Below are 15,029 nucleotides of genomic sequence, written 5' to 3'. Positions count from 1 at the left end.
TCATCAGGCGCCAACCACCACCGACAGCATACTCAGCGAGCCCATCTCGATGCCATCGACCGGGATCGTAATCGCTTCAACACCATCCCACGCCCCCAGGATATATAGCAGCGGCAGGAAATGCTCCGCCGTTGGGTTGGAGAGCGAGCCTCCTTCGTGTGCCAGGTAGTTAACCAGCGGGTGCTGCTCGTCCGGCCCCTGCCATTGCAGATTCGCCTTCACGTAGTTATTGAAGGACTCTGCCCATGGGTATGGCGTGTTCTCGCCGTGCCAGCGGGCGGTGCGCAAGTTATGCACCACGTTGCCGCTGGCCACCAGCATAATGCCTTCATCACGCAGCGAGGCCAGTTTCCGCCCCATTTCGAGATGCCAGGCCGGCGGTTTGGTGCTGTCGATGCTCAACTGAACCATCGGGATATCCGCCTGCGGATACATTTTAATCAGCACGCCCCACGAGCCATGGTCAAATCCCCAAGCCTCTTTGTCGAGAGTGACCGGCACAGGCGAGAGCAGCTCCACCAGTCGTTGCGCCAGCGCCGGAGAGCCCGGCGCCGGATAATGGGTGTCATACAGCGCCTGTGGGAAACCGCCGAAGTCGTGAATGGTCTTCGGGGCTTCCATCGCCGTCACGCCCGTACCGCGCGTGAACCAGTGCGCAGAGACCACCACAATCGCCTTCGGACGCGGCAGGGTTTCGCCCAGGTGAGCCCAGGCGCGAGTATAAATGTTGTCTTCCAGCACGTTCATTGGGCTGCCATGGCCGAGAAACAACGCGGGCATTCGGGTAGGGGACATGATGATATCCTTAGGGTGTCAATGTGATGTGCTCACATTACGCGCTTTTGCGCCAGGATAAACTCAGATAACCATGATGATGATCGTCAGAAAATTTGAATGTAAGTCGCGGTAAAGGGACGTGTCCCGTACGCGCATCCTCAGGCAATATACTCATATGCACTTATTTTCACAGGGAGAGTAGCGATGTCATCACCCTTAATATTGACGCTGTTAGCCGGTAGCGCAACCTTTATTGGCGCCATATTCGGCGTGATTGGTCAGAAACCCTCTAACCGTCTGCTTGGCTTCTCCCTCGGCTTTGCCGCCGGGATCATGCTGTTGATTTCATTGATGGAAATGCTGCCTGCCGCGCTGACCGCCGAAGGCATGTCGCCGCTGCTCGGTTACGGGATGTTTGTCATCGGTCTGCTGGGCTATTTCGGCCTTGACCGCCTGCTGCCGCACGCTCACCCGCAGGATCTGATAACCCCCGCCACGCCGCGTCCACGTAATTTACGTCGCACCGCTATTCTGCTGACGTTGGGTATCAGCCTGCATAACTTCCCGGAAGGGATCGCCACCTATGTCACGGCCAGCAACAACCTGGAACTCGGCATGGGCGTGGCCCTCGCCGTTGCCCTGCACAATATTCCTGAAGGACTGGCCGTTGCCGGGCCAGTATATGCCGCCACCGGATCGCGCAGCAAGGCGGTGCTCTGGGCCGGGCTTTCCGGCATGGCGGAAATTTTGGGCGGCGTGCTGGCGTGGCTGATTCTGGGGAGTCTGGTCTCACCGCTGGTGATGGGAGCGATCATGGCTGCCGTCGCCGGGATTATGGTGGCACTGTCCGTCGATGAACTGATGCCGCTGGCGAAAGAGATCGATCCGCAAAGCAACCCAAGCTATGGCGTTTTGTGCGGGATGTCGGTCATGGGGCTGAGTCTGGTGGTACTCCAGACGATGGGCATCGGTTAAAGCGCAGAAACAACACAGCCCACTAAGAAGTGGGCTGTGGTCGGGCGTAGCGAACCGCTATTTAGCTGGCTTTACGCTCATGTTCGCGACGATAGGCCACCAGATCTTCAATCGTGACTACCGCCATATTGTGCTGCTGAGCGAACTTGATGCACTCCGGCGCGCGCGCCATGGTGCCATCGTCGTTGGTCAGCTCGCACAGCACGCCTGCGGGTTTAAAGCCAGCCAGGGTCACGAGGTCGATAGTGGCTTCAGTGTGGCCGCCGCGGGTCAGTACGCCACCCGGCTGCGCACGCAGCGGGAAAACATGGCCAGGACGGTTGAGATCGGAAGGTTTCGCGCCGTCGGCAATGGCTGCGCGGACGGTGGTCACGCGGTCGGCAGCGGAGACGCCGGTGGTCACACCTTCGGCCGCTTCGATGGTCACGGTAAAGCCGGTGCCGTAGGCGCTGGTGTTGTTCTCTACCATCATCGGCAGATCCAGCTGTTTGCGGCGATCTTCGGTCAGGCACAGGCACACAATGCCGCTGCCGTGACGAATGGTCAGCGCCATCTGCTCAACGGTCATGGTTTCGGCGGCGAAGATCATATCGCCTTCGTTTTCACGGTCTTCATCATCAAGCACCATCACGCCGCGGCCTTCGCGCAGGGCGTCCAAAGCGTGTTCCACACGTTCAAAAGCGGTACCAAAAGAAGAAAGGAGCGTCTGATTCATGGTAAAAAAACCTCATTAAAATTATGGTTACCAGAATCAGGGCAGTCTTAGGAGCGCCGGTTTAGCGGCAAAAGTCAACGCGAGCGGGCCTGGACCCGACTGTGCCGTTACTCTCTCCCATCCGGACTTTAACCGTCGGCCCCGGAATTACACCGGATCTGCTGACCTTCCCGTAGTCACGGGAAGCGCTCGCGGGCTTTCAACGCAATGGTTGATTTACCGCCGGTGGGGAATTTCGCCCCGCCCTGAGAATAAGCGAGATAACTATAACGCTATTGACTATCCTCGGCAATGCATAAGCTTCAAACATTTCTGGTTTATAGGCGGCCTGGTTCGCACTACAATGATCAATCATCCGACCCGAGCAGGAAACCACCATGATTGACCCGAAAAAAATTGAACAAATCGCCCGCCAGGTCCATGAGTCGATGCCAAAAGGACTTCGCGATCTGGGTGAGGATGTTGAGAAGAAAATCCGCCAGGCGCTGCAGTCGCAGCTGACCCGCCTGGATCTGGTCAGCCGCGAAGAGTTTGACGTACAGACTCAGGTTTTGCTGCGGACCCGCGAAAAACTGGCGCTGCTGGAGCAGCGTCTGAATGACCTCGAAAACCGCCAGGCAGCGACGCCTGGCAGCGAAGAGCAGCCGTAAAAAACGGGCCCTCAGGGGCCCGTTTTGCGTTTGGCTTAGTGGGCGGCTTCCGCCGGGCTGTTTACCTGACGACAGTAAAGTTCATAACGCTGGCAAAACCATTCACGATGCTCTTCATCCATATTGCCGACAATAGCCTGAAGATCAACTGGCTGGCCTTGCGCGTGCATTCTGGCGAAACTCCGCGCCAAAAAATCAAAATTCTTCATTGAATACATATCGTTATGGTTCATGCGCATACTCCTTCAGCGGTGGATGTTCTGATCAGTCATATGCCTTTTACTCACTTCAGTATTTACGCTTACCTTAACGCGATTTGTACGAAAAATGCGCTTAACATGATTATTTATTGCGCTAAATCATTTTCCACATGATTAAATAAAAACGGCCCGCGATATCTCCATCGCGGGCCGTGATGCTTCACCGTACAAGCCGGTGAATAGCGAAAAGCTTATTTATCGCTATCTTTTTGTATTTTCTTAATAATATTGGTGGTCGAGCAGCCATCTTCAAAGTTGAGCACCAGCACTTCGCCGCCGTTAGCCCAGACTTCTTCGCTGCCGGCGATCTGTTCCGGCTTATAATCGCCGCCTTTGACCAGCAGGTCCGGCAGGATACCGGCAATCAGCCGCTGCGGGGTGTCTTCCTCGAAGGAGACCACCCAGTCGACGGCCTCCAGCGCCCCCAGCACGATCATCCGCTGTTCCAGCGGGTTCACCGGGCGGGTTTCGCCTTTCAGACGTTTGGTTGAGGCATCGCTGTTAACCGCCACGATCAGACGGTCGCCCAGCTTGCGCGCATTCGCCAGATAGGAGACATGGCCGGCATGCAGAATGTCGAAGACCCCGTTGGTCATCACCACTTTCTCACCGCGCTTGCGCGCTGCCGCAACCGCCTGTTTGAGTTCCTCTTCGCTCATCACGCCAAAGCCGGTCTCAGCCCGGCCGCGGACCGCGTTTTCCAGCTCGACAGGGGAAACGGTGGAGGTTCCCAGCTTACCGACCACCACGCCCGCCGCGGCGTTGGCGAAATAGCAGGCCTCTTCCAGGGTGTTGCCGGAGGCCAGGGTCGCCGCCAGCACGCCAATCACCGTGTCGCCGGCGCCGGTGACATCGTACACTTCCTGGGCCTGGGTCGGCATATGCAGCGGCGGACGTCCCGGCTGCAGCAGCGTCATCCCCTGCTCAGAACGCGTCACCAGCAGCGCTGACAGTTCAAATTCGGCGATGAGCTTCATGCCGCGTTCAACGATCTCCGCTTCATCCTGACACTTGCCCACCACCGCTTCAAACTCAGAGAGGTTCGGGGTGAGCAGCGTCGCGCCGCGGTAGCGTTCGAAATCGGTGCCTTTCGGATCGATCAGCACCGGCACGCCCGCTTCACGGGCGAGCTTGATCATCGTCTGGACGCTGGTCAGCGCCCCTTTGGCGTAGTCCGAGAGAACCAGCGCGCCAATGGAGCCCAGCGCCTGCTGAATGCGCTCGTGCATCGGCTGCGGATCCACGCCGGAGAAGCCCTCTTCAAAGTCGAGGCGGATCAGTTGCTGATTGCGCGACAGCACCCGCAGCTTGGTGATGGTCGGGTGAGTCGGGACGGAGACGAAGTCGCACTTCACATTCACATTGGCCAGCGCCTGGCTCAGCGCGCGTGCAGCGTCATCAATCCCGGTCAATCCCACCAGGCGCGACGTTGCCCCCAGGGAGGCGATGTTCATCGCTACGTTTGCCGCGCCGCCAGGACGTTCTTCGATATTTTCCACCTTCACCACCGGCACCGGGGCTTCCGGGGAAATACGACTGGTGGGGCCGTACCAGTAGCGGTCCAGCATCACATCACCCACCACCAACACTCCTGCACGTTCAAACTCCGGCAGCGTTACTTTCATGACTCTCTCCTGCGAGACGCAAACTTTGCGCGCGATAATAGCACACCCGATTTTATAGTTAAGCCATCAGCCACTTCTGCCAGCTGGCGCTGACCTGCTGACGCTCCCGGCTGAAGGCCTCTGGCGCCACGTGTCCCGGCTGCTCCTGCAGGGCCAGGTGATGGAGCGCATCACGCAAGGTGGTGTACGCATGCGTTAAGGCGCGCGCCTCCTCCTCGTCCATGATGTCGTTCTGCGCCAGCAGCTCAAGAATACGCACGTTGTCAGACCAGCGGGTCAACTTCGGCTTGTCACTGGCATAGCGTAGGACCAGATACTGAGTAATAAATTCAATATCGGTGATCCCGCCGGCATCGGCTTTGATATCAAAACGATCGGGATGTTTGTTGCCAAGGTGGGCGCGCATCTTCTCGCGCATCTCGCGAACCTCGGTCTGCAGGGTCATCCCCTCCCGCGGGGTGGTCAGGATATCGCGACGAATGGCGTCAAAGCGCGCCTGCAGCGCCGGGTCGCCATAGACCACGCGGGCGCGCACCAGCGCCTGATGTTCCCACGTCCAGGCTTCGTTCTGCTGATAGTCAGCAAACGCGTCGGCGGTGGTGACCAGCATCCCCGCCGCGCCAGAAGGACGCAGCCGGGCGTCCACTTCGTAGAGAATACCGGACGAGGTGCGGGTGCTGAACAGGTGCATGATCCGCTGGGCCAGCCTCAGGTAGAACTGACGGCCGTCAATCTCCCGCTCGCCGTCGGTCATCACCTCCGCCGGGCAGTCATGGAGGAACACCAGATCGAGATCGGAGCTGTAGCCCAGCTCCCAGCCGCCGAGCTTACCGTAGCCGACAACGGCGAAGCCGCGACCCTGGCGATCGTGCAGGTGGGTCGGCTGGCCGTAGCGAGCGACCATCTGCCCCCATGCCTGCTGCACCACCGCGTCGAGGATCGCTTCGGCAAGCCAGGTTAAGTGATCGCTGACCTTCATCACCGGCAGGGTGCCAGCGATATCCGCCGCCGCGATATGCAGCTGCTGCGCCTGCTTAAACTGGCGCAACGCCTCCAGCTGCTGCTCTTCATCCTCTTCCGGCACGCGCAGCAGGTACTGGCGCAGCTCGTCGCGATAGGCGTCGGTCGCCGTCGGCTGATAGAGGGTGTTGGGATCCAGCAGCTCATCCAGCAGCAGCGGGTGGCGCGCCAGCTGGCTGGCGACCATCGGCGACGCCGCGCAGAGCGTGATCAGGTGCTTCAGCGCGCCGGGGAATTCGCTCAGCAGCTCAAGATAGGTGGTACGGGTGACGATCCCGGTCAACAGCGGCGTGATCCGCGCCAGAGGCAGCGGCGCATCGGCGCGCGAGCAGATTTCGCTCAGCAGATGCGGCATCAGCTGATCCAGCACCTGGCGGCCGCGCGGGCCGATGGTGCGCCGATCCAGCTCTTTACGAAAATCGGCAATCAGCGCCAGCACGCTACGGCGGTCGGTATCGTTTAAATGCGCCAGCGCCGTGCTGGCGTCATCTTCTTCCAGCGCATCCTGCCACAGCTCGCGCCAGTACTCGGCCAGTTGCTCATCCGGGGACTGATCCTCATCATCGCCGATCAGTTCATTAAACACTCGCCGCACGTTGGCCATTTGGCTCGCCAGCTGCGCGCTCAGCGTCTCCCAGTCTTCGGTATGCATCCCCCATGCCAGCCTGGCGCGGTTAAGTTCATCCTGCGGCAGGGTCTGGGTCTGTTCATCGTTGATGCTTTGCAGCAGGTTTTCCAGCCGGCGCAGGAACAGATAGGCCTCGCGCAGCAGCGCCGCGTCGCCTTCCGGCAGCAGATGTAGCTCATCAATCGCCGCCAGCGTCGGCAGCAGGGCGCGCTGCTGCAGTGCAGGTTCGCGACCACCGCGGATCAGCTGGAAGACCTGAACGATAAACTCAATTTCACGGATCCCGCCGGCGCCGAGCTTGATGTTGTCTTTCAGCCCGCGACGCCGCACTTCGCGGGCGATCATGCCTTTCATGTTACGCAGCGACTGGATCACGCTGAAGTCGATATAACGGCGGAAGACGAAAGGACGGAGCATCGCGCGCAACTCGCTGGCGTACACGTCGTCGTTATCCCCCATGATCCGCGCTTTCACCATCGCATAGCGTTCCCAGTCCCGACCCTGCTCCTGGTAATAATCTTCCAGCGCCGCAAAACTGAGTACCAGCGGCCCACTGTCGCCAAACGGCCGCAGGCGCATGTCAACCCGATAGACAAAGCCGTCCTGCGTCGGCTGGTCAAGGGCCTTGATCAGCCGCTGCCCCAGACGGGTAAAGAACTGGGCGTTATCCAGCTCGCGGCGGCCGCCGCGGGTGGCGCCATGCTCAGGCCAGGCAAAGATCAGATCGATATCGGAAGAGAAGTTCAGCTCGCCGCCGCCCAGCTTTCCCATCCCGAGGATCAGCAGCGGCTGCGGCTGGCCCTCGGCATTGCATGGCGTTCCCCACTCCTTACAGCAGGCGGCGTAGAGCCAGTCGCGGGCGGCGACAATCAGGGTCTCCGCCAGGGCGCTCAGCTGCTGCAGGGTCTCTTCTTCGCTCACCAGCGACAGCGCCTGCGCCCAGGCGATGCGGACCATCATCTGGCGGCGGAAGAGACGCAGCTCTCGCATCAACCCCGATTCGTCAGTGACGGCCTGCAGGCGATCCTGCAGCCAGGCCTCGTAATGCCGCCACTCTTCCGCCTCCGGCGAGGAGTCCGCAAGCTCATTCAGCCAGCCCGGCTGGGCGATCACACTCTGTTCGACAAAATCGCTGAACGCCATGACCGACCTGGCCTGTGGGCTCAGTTCTGCAATGGGAAAATCCGCTGGCAGACGGTCAGAGACCGTCTGCCAGTGCTGCTGTAATTGCGGAGAAAGCGGCATCATAAGGGCTCCCTGGCCTGAAATTATCGTTTTCCACTATGCAGCCAGAACGGCTCGGCAGCCAGCGCCTGGCGACGGAAATATTCAAAGACGCTGCGATCGTCATGTGCTATTGCACGGTGAAGCTCCTGCCAGTTCTCCAGCCACGGCGCGACGGCGTCGCCATAGGCGCCCGCCAGCAGCTGGACGCTGTCGATGTCACGGGACAGCTTCGGCAACTGGTCGGCGGCATCTTCGACCGCCAGATGCTGCACGGCGCCGCGCAGCTCGGCCGCCACCCGCGAGAGGTTAATATCGGCAAACCGTTTGAACGATCCGGCTATTTTTTTCTCTCCCGCCTCGTTGAGGAACGGACGCCAGCCGCGCTGGACCAGCCATTCGGTCAGGGCCAGTTTGGCGCCGACGACCTCGGTGCGGAATAACGCCTCGTCGGCGGTGTCCGCGGCCAGCAGAACGGCTTCGGCGTCGTTCAGCAACGCGCGGAGCTGGGTGGTCGCCTTACGCGGCACGATGCCGCCGAACAGCACGAGGGTATGGCGCACGCGGGCTAACGCCAGCAGGATTTCCGCTTTGGCTTTCGCATTGCCGCGCAGCCATACTTCGTCGTGATACAGCCAGTGCGCCAGGGCGCTCTCCAGCGCCGCCTCCAGCCCCTGCTCCACGCTGGCCTTCGCCGCCACCGTCAGCACCGTCAGCGAGATGACGGGACGCTCGCCATTGCCTTGCGCCAGATGATACCCGCGCGCGGCTTTGCTCAGGCTCCCCTGACGCAGGACGCCGCTCTCCAGCAGACGGTGCGCAAGGCGCAGCAGATCGGCAGTCTCCCCGGCAAGCAGCTCCAGCTCCAGTTCACAGATCGGCTCCTGATGTTCGCCAGCCTTCACTTCGCCGCGATCGAGGGCGATCTCAATCTCACTATTCCCTTCCTGTATCACCCAACGTTCACGAGCAAAATCAGTGCTGAACAGCGGCTGGACATGCTCCGCCAGTGCGGCCGGGAGCTCGCCTTGCGGCCAGACCTCCGCCGGCAGGCGCTCAAGCGCCAGCTCCGGTTTATCCAGTGGGATATTGTATTCCGGACGCTGGTGCAGCCCCCCTACCACCCGGCCGGCAATTTTCAGCGTCATTTCATAACGCCCCTGATCGCCGCGGATGCGCAGCCCCATATCGTGACGACGCAGCCAGTTATCGGCGGTTTCGTAATAAATGTTCAGTAACTGGCCCGCAGGCGTATGTTTCGCCTCGAGCGCATTGAGCTGCTCGCGCAGCGTCTCTACCCCATTCTGAGCGACGATAAACTTGAGTTCGATTTCTTGAGCCATGACTGAATTCTTCCGCTTCTGTGCTGCGCCGACAAATTGCGGCGAACTTACGACGATATTTTTTGTCAGTAGATAGTATTTTGCGGCGAATCGCCATGCAACGCGCTTTTTGCCGGGCCACCTCCTGGATGATTCCGATTGTGGTGGAAAACTTTGCGTCGCTCTGGCGATGCCTCTACTATCGTTCCACTTTTTATGACCAAACGATGACCTGATGCCAAAATTACGCCTGATTACTTTTACTTTGCTCGCGCTTAGCGCCGCTACGGCGGTTCACGCAGAAGAAAAGCGCTACGTTTCCGATGAGCTGAACACCTGGGTTCGCAGCGGCCCGGGCGATAATTATCGTCTGGTCGGCACCATCAACGCCGGGGAAGAAGTGTCGGTGCTGCAAACGAACGACAGCACCAGTTACGCGCAGGTCCGCGACAGCAATGGCCGTACCGCCTGGATCCCGTTGAAAGAGCTGAGCAATGAGCCCAGCCTGCGCACCCGCGTCCCGGATCTGGAAAACCAGGTCAAAACGCTGACCGATAAGCTGAACAACATCGACGCCACCTGGAACCAGCGTACGGCGGATATGCAGAAGAAAGTCGCCGGCAGCGACAGCGCGATTAACGCGCTGAAGGACGAGAACCAGAAGTTGAAAAACGAGCTGGTGGTCGCGCAGAAGAAGGTGAATGCGGCGAATCTGCAGCTTGATGACAAACAGCGCACCATTATCATGCAGTGGTTCATGTACGGCGGCGGCGTGCTCGGCGTCGGTCTGCTGCTGGGTCTGGTGCTGCCGCATCTGGTGCCAAGCCGCAAACGTAAAGACCGGTGGATGAACTAATTCGTCTTCTCTGCCAGACTTACGTATCATCTTGCGAAAAACAGATACGGGAGAATCGGGCGTGAAGAGCTATCTGGTCGGCGGTGCGGTGCGCGATGCGCTATTAGGGCTGCCGGTCAAAGACCGAGACTGGGTGGTGGTGGGCGCCACCCCGCAACAGATGCTTGACGCGGGCTACCAACAGGTAGGCCGCGACTTTCCCGTGTTCCTCCATCCGCAAAGCCGGGAGGAGTATGCCCTGGCCCGTACCGAGCGCAAATCCGGCGCGGGCTATACCGGTTTTACCTGCTATGCCGCCCCGGACGTGACCCTCGAAGCCGATCTGCTGCGCCGCGACCTGACGGTCAACGCCCTCGCCCAGGACGCCGATGGCACGATCATCGACCCCTACGGCGGGCAAAACGATCTTCGCCTGCGCCTGCTGCGCCATGTCTCTCCCGCCTTTAGCGAAGATCCGCTGCGCGTGCTGCGTGTGGCGCGCTTTGCTGCCCGCTATGCGCATCTGGGCTTTCGCATTGCCAAAGAAACCCAGGCCCTGATGCATGCGATGGTTGAGGCCGGTGAGCTGGCGCATTTAACGCCGGAGCGGGTGTGGAAAGAGACGGAAAGCGCGTTAACCACCCGCAATCCGCAGGTCTTTTTCCAGACGCTGCGCGACTGCCAGGCTCTTAAGGTGCTGTTTCCGGAAATTGACGCGCTATACGGCGTGCCGGCCCCGGCGAAGTGGCACCCGGAAATCGATACCGGCCTGCACACCCTGATGACCGTCACGATGGCCGCGATGCTGTCGCCGGATGTCGACGTGCGTTTCGCCACCCTGTGTCATGACCTCGGTAAAGGGCTGACGCCGAAAGCGCTCTGGCCGCGTCACCACGGCCATGGCCCGGCGGGAGTCAAGCTGGTAGAACAGCTCTGCGCGCGTCTGCGGGTGCCAAACGATATCCGCGATCTCGCGAAACTGGTGGCGGAGTACCATGACTTGATCCACACCCTGCCGATCCTGCAGCCGAAAACCCTCGTCAAACTCTTCGACAGCATTGACGCCTGGCGCAAACCGCAGCGCGTGCAGCAGATCGCCCTCACCAGCGAAGCCGACGTCCGCGGACGCACCGGTTTCGAGGCCAGCGATTACCCGCAAGGGCGCCAGCTTCTGGAGGCCTGGGAAGTGGCGCAGTCTGTCTCCACCAAAGAGGTCGTGGCGGCGGGCTTTAAAGGGGCGGAAATTCGCGAAGAGCTGACGCGGCGGAGAATTGCTGCGGTGGCGCAGTGGAAGGAACAGCGTTGCCCCCAGCCGCAAGGCTGAGGGCACTGGTCTTAGAAGAAGACCACGTAAACGGCTGCCGCCACGATAAAGCGGTAGATAGCGAACGGGATAAACGAGATCCGCTTGATCAGCTGCAGGAAGGTTTTAATCGCAATCAGCGCCACGATAAACGCCATCACGAAGCCGACGGCAAACATCGGCACATCGCCCATGTTCAGGAAGCCGATGCTCTTGTAGACGTCCAGCACGGTGGCGCCCATCATCATCGGTACCGCCAGCAGGAAAGAGAACTCCGACGCCGCGTAGCGGCTGACGCCCATCAGCATGCCGCCGGAGATAGTCGCCCCCGAGCGCGAGAACCCCGGCCACAGCGCCAGACACTGAAAGCAGCCGATGACAAACGCCTGACGATAGGTCATATCGTCAATCCCGACCGCGCGCGGCTGTTTCGGCTTGAGTACTTCCGCCGCAATCAGCAATACGCCGCCGACAATCAGGGCGTACATCACGTTTACCGGGTTAAATAAGGATTTAATGGTGTCGTGGAAAATCAGCCCCAGCACCACCGCGGGGATCATGCCGAGGAGGATATGGATAAGCGACAAGCGACCGCTGCCTTTGCCTTCATGCTCCGGCGGCCTGCCGAAATGGATGCCGATCAGACCGAACAAACGACGCCAGAACATCACCACTACGGCGAGTATCGAGCCTAGCTGAATAACCACTTCAAAGGTATTTGCCGTATCACCTTCAAACCCCAGCAGGTGACCAACAATAATCATATGACCGGTACTGGAAACAGGTAAAAACTCTGTCAACCCCTCAACCACACCCAATATTGCCGCCACCAGCAGCGAGTGTATATCGCTCATTCAATTAAACCCTTTAAAAAGTAAAATGAAAAAAACCAGGAACACATTATCGATCAACAGGCGCAACCCGACAGCCAGAGCGCGCGTAATCCGCAGCGTACAGGAAGTACACACGGATTCGTCCACCGTTCTGGAAGGACATCGCCAGTAAAATTGCCTGATGACCGGATGCTATGACCGGTATAAACGCAATTTGTTTAACAAGTATGACCTGAAAAGTTTTGTTTCAGATTAAGGCCACGTTCAATAATCACACCGACATTTGCCGCGCGGGCCACGGCGCCAGGTTTGCTGACTTTAATACGCACCCATGGCGACTGGAATGTTTCCAGCAGCAGGTCGGCCACTTCTTCCGCCACCCGCTCCACTAACGCGAATTTTCCCCCCTCCACATGCGCGATCACTCGCTCGCTGATATCAGCATAGCTGAGGCAGTCGCTGACATCATCGCTGGCGGCCGCCTTGCGGTTATCCCATGCAATTTCGATATCGAACACCAGCTTCTGCTCAATGGTTTGTTCCCAGTCATAAACACCAATGGTGGTGATTACCGAAAGTTGCTCTATAAATACAATATCCATCACGCCCTGCCTGCTTTTTAGCTAAACCGGATACCACTTCCGGCGAATTATGCGTATTATCCACAGATGCAGAGAATACAACGACATTTTCAAAACGGAACAGCGTTATGAGTGCAATCGCGCCTGGACTGGTACTCCTCGCCTACCTCTGCGGCTCCATTTCCAGCGCCATTCTGGTATGTCGCCTTGCTGGCCTGCCCGACCCACGCGACAGCGGCTCAGGCAACCCCGGGGCCACTAACGTACTACGAATTGGCGGAAAAGGGGCGGCCGTAGCGGTACTTATTTTTGATGTGCTGAAGGGTATGCTCCCGGTGTGGGGCGCCTGGGCGCTGGGCCTTACGCCATTCTGGCTGGGGTTAGTGGCGATTGCCGCCTGCGTGGGCCATATCTGGCCAGTCTTCTTTCATTTCCGCGGCGGTAAAGGCGTCGCCACGGCCTTCGGCGCTATCGCCCCCATCGGTCTCGATCTGACCGGGGTGATGGCCGGGACCTGGCTGCTGACCATCCTGCTCAGCGGCTACTCATCCCTTGGCGCTATCGTCAGCGCGCTTATCGCGCCTTTCTACGTCTGGTGGTTTAAACCACAGTACACTTTTCCGGTGTCGATGCTCTCCTGCCTGATCCTCCTGCGCCATCACGACAACATTCAGCGTCTGTGGCGCCGCCAGGAGAGCAAAATCTGGACCCGGATGAAGAAGAAAAAAGCGCCAGAGCAGAAATAATCTCCCCTCCCGGCCCCGTCTGCCGGGAGGATCCCCGGGCCTGTTTGCCCATCTCACCCGCACTTTTGCTCCACGTCGTCATGATACGCGGTAATCGCCGCATCCCCCTTTTATAACAACGCGTTATCGGCAACTAAAAGCAAAAGCTCCGCCGCCTGCTGGCATCGGGGACGGGCCCGCCCTCCCGCTTTATCCGCCGCGGCCAGTCAGCGGATAAGGATATTGACGGCAAAGATTATCCGGGTGAATAATCCGGAGCGGTTATACCGCTTTCCCCTCGCGCCCGTCGCGACGCGCCGGGTAACGAATGAAATAAGCGTTTCGTATGACCGGGATAAACTCCCGCCGATCAATACTCATTGCTGCTGTTTTATCTTGATTTTGCAGGGGCGCAACATTGCACGGCACCGTGTTACCACCACTCAAAAAAGGCTGGCAGGCTACGCTGGATCTCCGCTTTCAGCAGGCCGGAGGCAAGACCGTTCTCGCCAGCGCCCAACACGTCGGCCCGCTGACCGTCCAGCGCCCGTTTTACCCGGAAGAAGAGACCTGTCACCTCTATCTGCTTCACCCGCCCGGTGGCATCGTCGGCGGTGATGAGCTGACAATTAGCGCCCATCTTGACCCCGGCTGCCATACGCTGATAACCATGCCTGGCGCCAGCAAGTTTTACCGCAGCAGCGGTGCGCAAGCGCTATTGCGCCAGCAGTTGACCCTCGCCCCGCAGACGACCCTGGAGTGGCTCCCGCAGGATGCCATCTTCTTTCCCGGGGCCAATGCCCGGCTGTCCACCACCTTTCATCTTTGCGCCTCCAGCACGCTGCTGGCATGGGATCTACTCTGCCTTGGCCGCCCGGTGATTGGTGAAACCTTCAGCCACGGCACCCTCAGCAACCGGCTGGAAGTGTGGGTGGATGAGAGACCGCTGCTGGTTGAGCGCCTGCACCTGCAGGAGGGAGAGCTGTCCAGCGTCGCCGAACGTCCCTGGGTCGGCACTTTACTGTGCTATCCGGCTACCGATGCCCTGCTCGACGGGGTGCGCGACGCGCTGGCGCCGCTCGGTCTCTACGCTGGCGCCAGCCTGACCGACCGCCTGCTGACGGTGCGTTTCCTCAGTGACGATAATCTGATTTGCCAACAGGTGATGCGCGACGTCTGGCAGTTTCTGCGCCCTCATCTCACCGGCAAATCCCCCGTACTTCCCCGAATCTGGCTGACTTAAGAGAACGTTATGGAACTGACCCCCCGAGAAAAAGACAAGCTGTTGCTGTTTACCGCCGCGCTGGTGGCGGAACGCCGCCTGGCCCGCGGCCTGAAGCTCAACTATCCGGAGTCCGTGGCCCTCATCAGCGCCTTTATTATGGAAGGCGCCCGCGACGGCAAAAGCGTGGCCTCACTGATGGAGGAAGGCCGTCACGTCCTGACCCGCGAGCAGGTGATGGAGGGCGTCCCGGAAATGATCCCGGATATCCAGGTCGAAGCCACCTTTCCGGACGGTTCGAAGCTGGTCACCGTTCACAACCCGATAATCTGAG

Annotated in this window: 18 protein-coding genes and 1 riboswitch; of the genes, 9 read left to right on the top strand and 9 right to left on the bottom strand. The window is 59.5% G+C overall.

Annotated features, from left to right (window positions below):
• Nucleotides 1-3 precede the first annotated feature (3 nt).
• Nucleotides 4-795 (bottom strand): 4,5-DOPA-extradiol-dioxygenase, encoded by a 792-nt coding sequence (gene ygiD, locus R0140_RS03345; RefSeq protein WP_008806520.1) that lies wholly within the window; start codon nucleotides 793-795, stop codon nucleotides 4-6.
• 186 nt (nucleotides 796-981) lie between these two features.
• Between ygiD and zupT the strand changes: the two genes are divergently transcribed.
• Nucleotides 982-1,752 (top strand): zinc transporter ZupT, encoded by a 771-nt coding sequence (zupT, locus tag R0140_RS03340; RefSeq protein WP_032731259.1) that lies wholly within the window; start codon nucleotides 982-984, stop codon nucleotides 1,750-1,752.
• A 61-nt stretch (nucleotides 1,753-1,813) separates the two neighbouring features.
• Here the strand turns inward: zupT and ribB are convergent, their stop codons facing one another.
• Entirely contained in the window at nucleotides 1,814-2,467 is a 654-nt protein-coding gene (ribB, locus tag R0140_RS03335) for a 3,4-dihydroxy-2-butanone-4-phosphate synthase (RefSeq protein WP_004174356.1), read from the bottom strand.
• 105 nt (nucleotides 2,468-2,572) lie between these two features.
• Nucleotides 2,573-2,724: riboswitch (FMN riboswitch) on the bottom strand.
• Nucleotides 2,725-2,844: 120 nt separating this feature from the next.
• Here ribB and ubiK point away from each other — a divergent pair.
• Nucleotides 2,845-3,117: a ubiquinone biosynthesis accessory factor UbiK gene (gene ubiK, locus R0140_RS03330; protein WP_008806522.1), complete on the top strand. Its 273-nt coding sequence runs from the start codon at nucleotides 2,845-2,847 to the stop codon at nucleotides 3,115-3,117.
• Between the two features lie 35 nt (nucleotides 3,118-3,152).
• Here the strand turns inward: ubiK and glgS are convergent, their stop codons facing one another.
• Nucleotides 3,153-3,350 (bottom strand): cell surface composition regulator GlgS, encoded by a 198-nt coding sequence (gene glgS / locus R0140_RS03325; protein WP_004205248.1) that lies wholly within the window; start codon nucleotides 3,348-3,350, stop codon nucleotides 3,153-3,155.
• Here glgS and R0140_RS03320 point away from each other — a divergent pair.
• Nucleotides 3,342-3,491, top strand: coding sequence for a hypothetical protein (locus R0140_RS03320; RefSeq protein ID WP_004144536.1), 150 nt, complete (start codon nucleotides 3,342-3,344; stop codon nucleotides 3,489-3,491). The genes glgS and R0140_RS03320 overlap by 9 nt on opposite strands.
• A 77-nt stretch (nucleotides 3,492-3,568) precedes the next feature.
• On the opposite strand, the gene hldE is transcribed toward R0140_RS03320, so the two are convergent.
• Genes hldE through R0140_RS03305 form a run of 3 tightly spaced genes read right to left on the bottom strand, consistent with a single transcriptional unit; the run spans nucleotide 3,569 to nucleotide 9,217 of the window.
• Nucleotides 3,569-5,002, bottom strand: a complete 1,434-nt coding sequence (gene hldE / locus R0140_RS03315) for a bifunctional D-glycero-beta-D-manno-heptose-7-phosphate kinase/D-glycero-beta-D-manno-heptose 1-phosphate adenylyltransferase HldE (protein WP_012540541.1) — start codon at nucleotides 5,000-5,002, stop codon at nucleotides 3,569-3,571.
• A 58-nt stretch (nucleotides 5,003-5,060) separates the two neighbouring features.
• Nucleotides 5,061-7,898 carry a bifunctional [glutamate--ammonia ligase]-adenylyl-L-tyrosine phosphorylase/[glutamate--ammonia-ligase] adenylyltransferase gene (glnE, locus tag R0140_RS03310; protein ID WP_317703939.1) on the bottom strand — a complete coding sequence of 946 codons (2,838 nt, stop codon included), beginning with the start codon at nucleotides 7,896-7,898 and terminating at the stop codon, nucleotides 5,061-5,063.
• A gap of 20 nt (nucleotides 7,899-7,918) precedes the next feature.
• Nucleotides 7,919-9,217 carry a CYTH domain-containing protein gene (locus tag R0140_RS03305; protein WP_032741004.1) on the bottom strand — a complete coding sequence of 433 codons (1,299 nt, stop codon included), beginning with the start codon at nucleotides 9,215-9,217 and terminating at the stop codon, nucleotides 7,919-7,921.
• Nucleotides 9,218-9,431: 214 nt separating this feature from the next.
• Between R0140_RS03305 and R0140_RS03300 the strand changes: the two genes are divergently transcribed.
• Together R0140_RS03300 and R0140_RS03295 are read left to right on the top strand one after the other, a co-directional pair.
• Nucleotides 9,432-10,052, top strand: coding sequence for a TIGR04211 family SH3 domain-containing protein (locus R0140_RS03300; RefSeq protein ID WP_008806527.1), 621 nt, complete (start codon nucleotides 9,432-9,434; stop codon nucleotides 10,050-10,052).
• 61 nt (nucleotides 10,053-10,113) lie between these two features.
• Nucleotides 10,114-11,355 carry a multifunctional CCA addition/repair protein gene (locus tag R0140_RS03295; protein WP_032741005.1) on the top strand — a complete coding sequence of 414 codons (1,242 nt, stop codon included), beginning with the start codon at nucleotides 10,114-10,116 and terminating at the stop codon, nucleotides 11,353-11,355.
• 11 nt (nucleotides 11,356-11,366) lie between these two features.
• Here the strand turns inward: R0140_RS03295 and bacA are convergent, their stop codons facing one another.
• Nucleotides 11,367-12,188: an undecaprenyl-diphosphate phosphatase gene (gene bacA / locus R0140_RS03290; protein ID WP_008806529.1), complete on the bottom strand. Its 822-nt coding sequence runs from the start codon at nucleotides 12,186-12,188 to the stop codon at nucleotides 11,367-11,369.
• A gap of 197 nt (nucleotides 12,189-12,385) precedes the next feature.
• Entirely contained in the window at nucleotides 12,386-12,769 is a 384-nt protein-coding gene (gene folB, locus R0140_RS03285; protein WP_004150923.1) for a bifunctional dihydroneopterin aldolase/7,8-dihydroneopterin epimerase, read from the bottom strand.
• A 107-nt stretch (nucleotides 12,770-12,876) separates the two neighbouring features.
• Between folB and plsY the strand changes: the two genes are divergently transcribed.
• Complete coding sequence (gene plsY / locus R0140_RS03280; RefSeq protein WP_008806530.1) at nucleotides 12,877-13,494, top strand: glycerol-3-phosphate 1-O-acyltransferase PlsY; 618 nt, start codon at nucleotides 12,877-12,879, stop codon at nucleotides 13,492-13,494.
• Between the two features lie 155 nt (nucleotides 13,495-13,649).
• Entirely contained in the window at nucleotides 13,650-13,745 is a 96-nt protein-coding gene (locus R0140_RS03275; RefSeq protein WP_046621578.1) for a hypothetical protein, read from the top strand.
• A gap of 10 nt (nucleotides 13,746-13,755) precedes the next feature.
• Here the strand turns inward: R0140_RS03275 and R0140_RS03270 are convergent, their stop codons facing one another.
• Nucleotides 13,756-13,902 (bottom strand): short-chain dehydrogenase, encoded by a 147-nt coding sequence (locus R0140_RS03270; RefSeq protein ID WP_317703938.1) that lies wholly within the window; start codon nucleotides 13,900-13,902, stop codon nucleotides 13,756-13,758.
• Here R0140_RS03270 and R0140_RS03265 point away from each other — a divergent pair.
• Both R0140_RS03265 and R0140_RS03260 read left to right on the top strand, forming a co-directional pair.
• Nucleotides 13,892-14,716 (top strand): urease accessory protein UreD, encoded by an 825-nt coding sequence (locus R0140_RS03265; protein ID WP_032731261.1) that lies wholly within the window; start codon nucleotides 13,892-13,894, stop codon nucleotides 14,714-14,716. The genes R0140_RS03270 and R0140_RS03265 overlap by 11 nt on opposite strands.
• A 9-nt stretch (nucleotides 14,717-14,725) precedes the next feature.
• Nucleotides 14,726-15,028 (top strand): urease subunit gamma, encoded by a 303-nt coding sequence (locus R0140_RS03260; RefSeq protein WP_002916871.1) that lies wholly within the window; start codon nucleotides 14,726-14,728, stop codon nucleotides 15,026-15,028.
• Nucleotide 15,029 lies beyond the last annotated feature (1 nt).

It is taken from the genome of Klebsiella sp. w6, from assembly GCF_033100215.1.
GTDB classification, from domain to species: Bacteria; Pseudomonadota; Gammaproteobacteria; order Enterobacterales; family Enterobacteriaceae; genus Klebsiella; species Klebsiella variicola.
The sequence above is the reverse complement of the archived record's forward strand: the minus strand, read 5'-3'. Positions and strand labels throughout refer to the sequence as shown.

What these genes read in the sequence shown, in the direction of transcription:
- R0140_RS03300 (WP_008806527.1), top strand. Translation starts at nt 9,432, where the DNA reads ATGCCAAAATTACGCCTGATTACTTTTACTTTGCTCGCGCTTAGCGCC.
- ubiK (WP_008806522.1), top strand. Translation starts at nt 2,845, where the DNA reads ATGATTGACCCGAAAAAAATTGAACAAATCGCCCGCCAGGTCCATGAG.
- zupT (WP_032731259.1), top strand. Translation starts at nt 982, where the DNA reads ATGTCATCACCCTTAATATTGACGCTGTTAGCCGGTAGCGCAACCTTT.
- glgS (WP_004205248.1), bottom strand. Translation starts at nt 3,350, where the DNA reads ATGAACCATAACGATATGTATTCAATGAAGAATTTTGATTTTTTGGCG.
- ygiD (WP_008806520.1), bottom strand. Translation starts at nt 795, where the DNA reads ATGTCCCCTACCCGAATGCCCGCGTTGTTTCTCGGCCATGGCAGCCCA.
- plsY (WP_008806530.1), top strand. Translation starts at nt 12,877, where the DNA reads ATGAGTGCAATCGCGCCTGGACTGGTACTCCTCGCCTACCTCTGCGGC.
- bacA (WP_008806529.1), bottom strand. Translation starts at nt 12,188, where the DNA reads ATGAGCGATATACACTCGCTGCTGGTGGCGGCAATATTGGGTGTGGTT.
- R0140_RS03260 (WP_002916871.1), top strand. Translation starts at nt 14,726, where the DNA reads ATGGAACTGACCCCCCGAGAAAAAGACAAGCTGTTGCTGTTTACCGCC.
- hldE (WP_012540541.1), bottom strand. Translation starts at nt 5,002, where the DNA reads ATGAAAGTAACGCTGCCGGAGTTTGAACGTGCAGGAGTGTTGGTGGTG.
- glnE (WP_317703939.1), bottom strand. Translation starts at nt 7,898, where the DNA reads ATGATGCCGCTTTCTCCGCAATTACAGCAGCACTGGCAGACGGTCTCT.
- folB (WP_004150923.1), bottom strand. Translation starts at nt 12,769, where the DNA reads ATGGATATTGTATTTATAGAGCAACTTTCGGTAATCACCACCATTGGT.
- R0140_RS03320 (WP_004144536.1), top strand. Translation starts at nt 3,342, where the DNA reads ATGGTTCATGCGCATACTCCTTCAGCGGTGGATGTTCTGATCAGTCAT.
- ribB (WP_004174356.1), bottom strand. Translation starts at nt 2,467, where the DNA reads ATGAATCAGACGCTCCTTTCTTCTTTTGGTACCGCTTTTGAACGTGTG.
- R0140_RS03305 (WP_032741004.1), bottom strand. Translation starts at nt 9,217, where the DNA reads ATGGCTCAAGAAATCGAACTCAAGTTTATCGTCGCTCAGAATGGGGTA.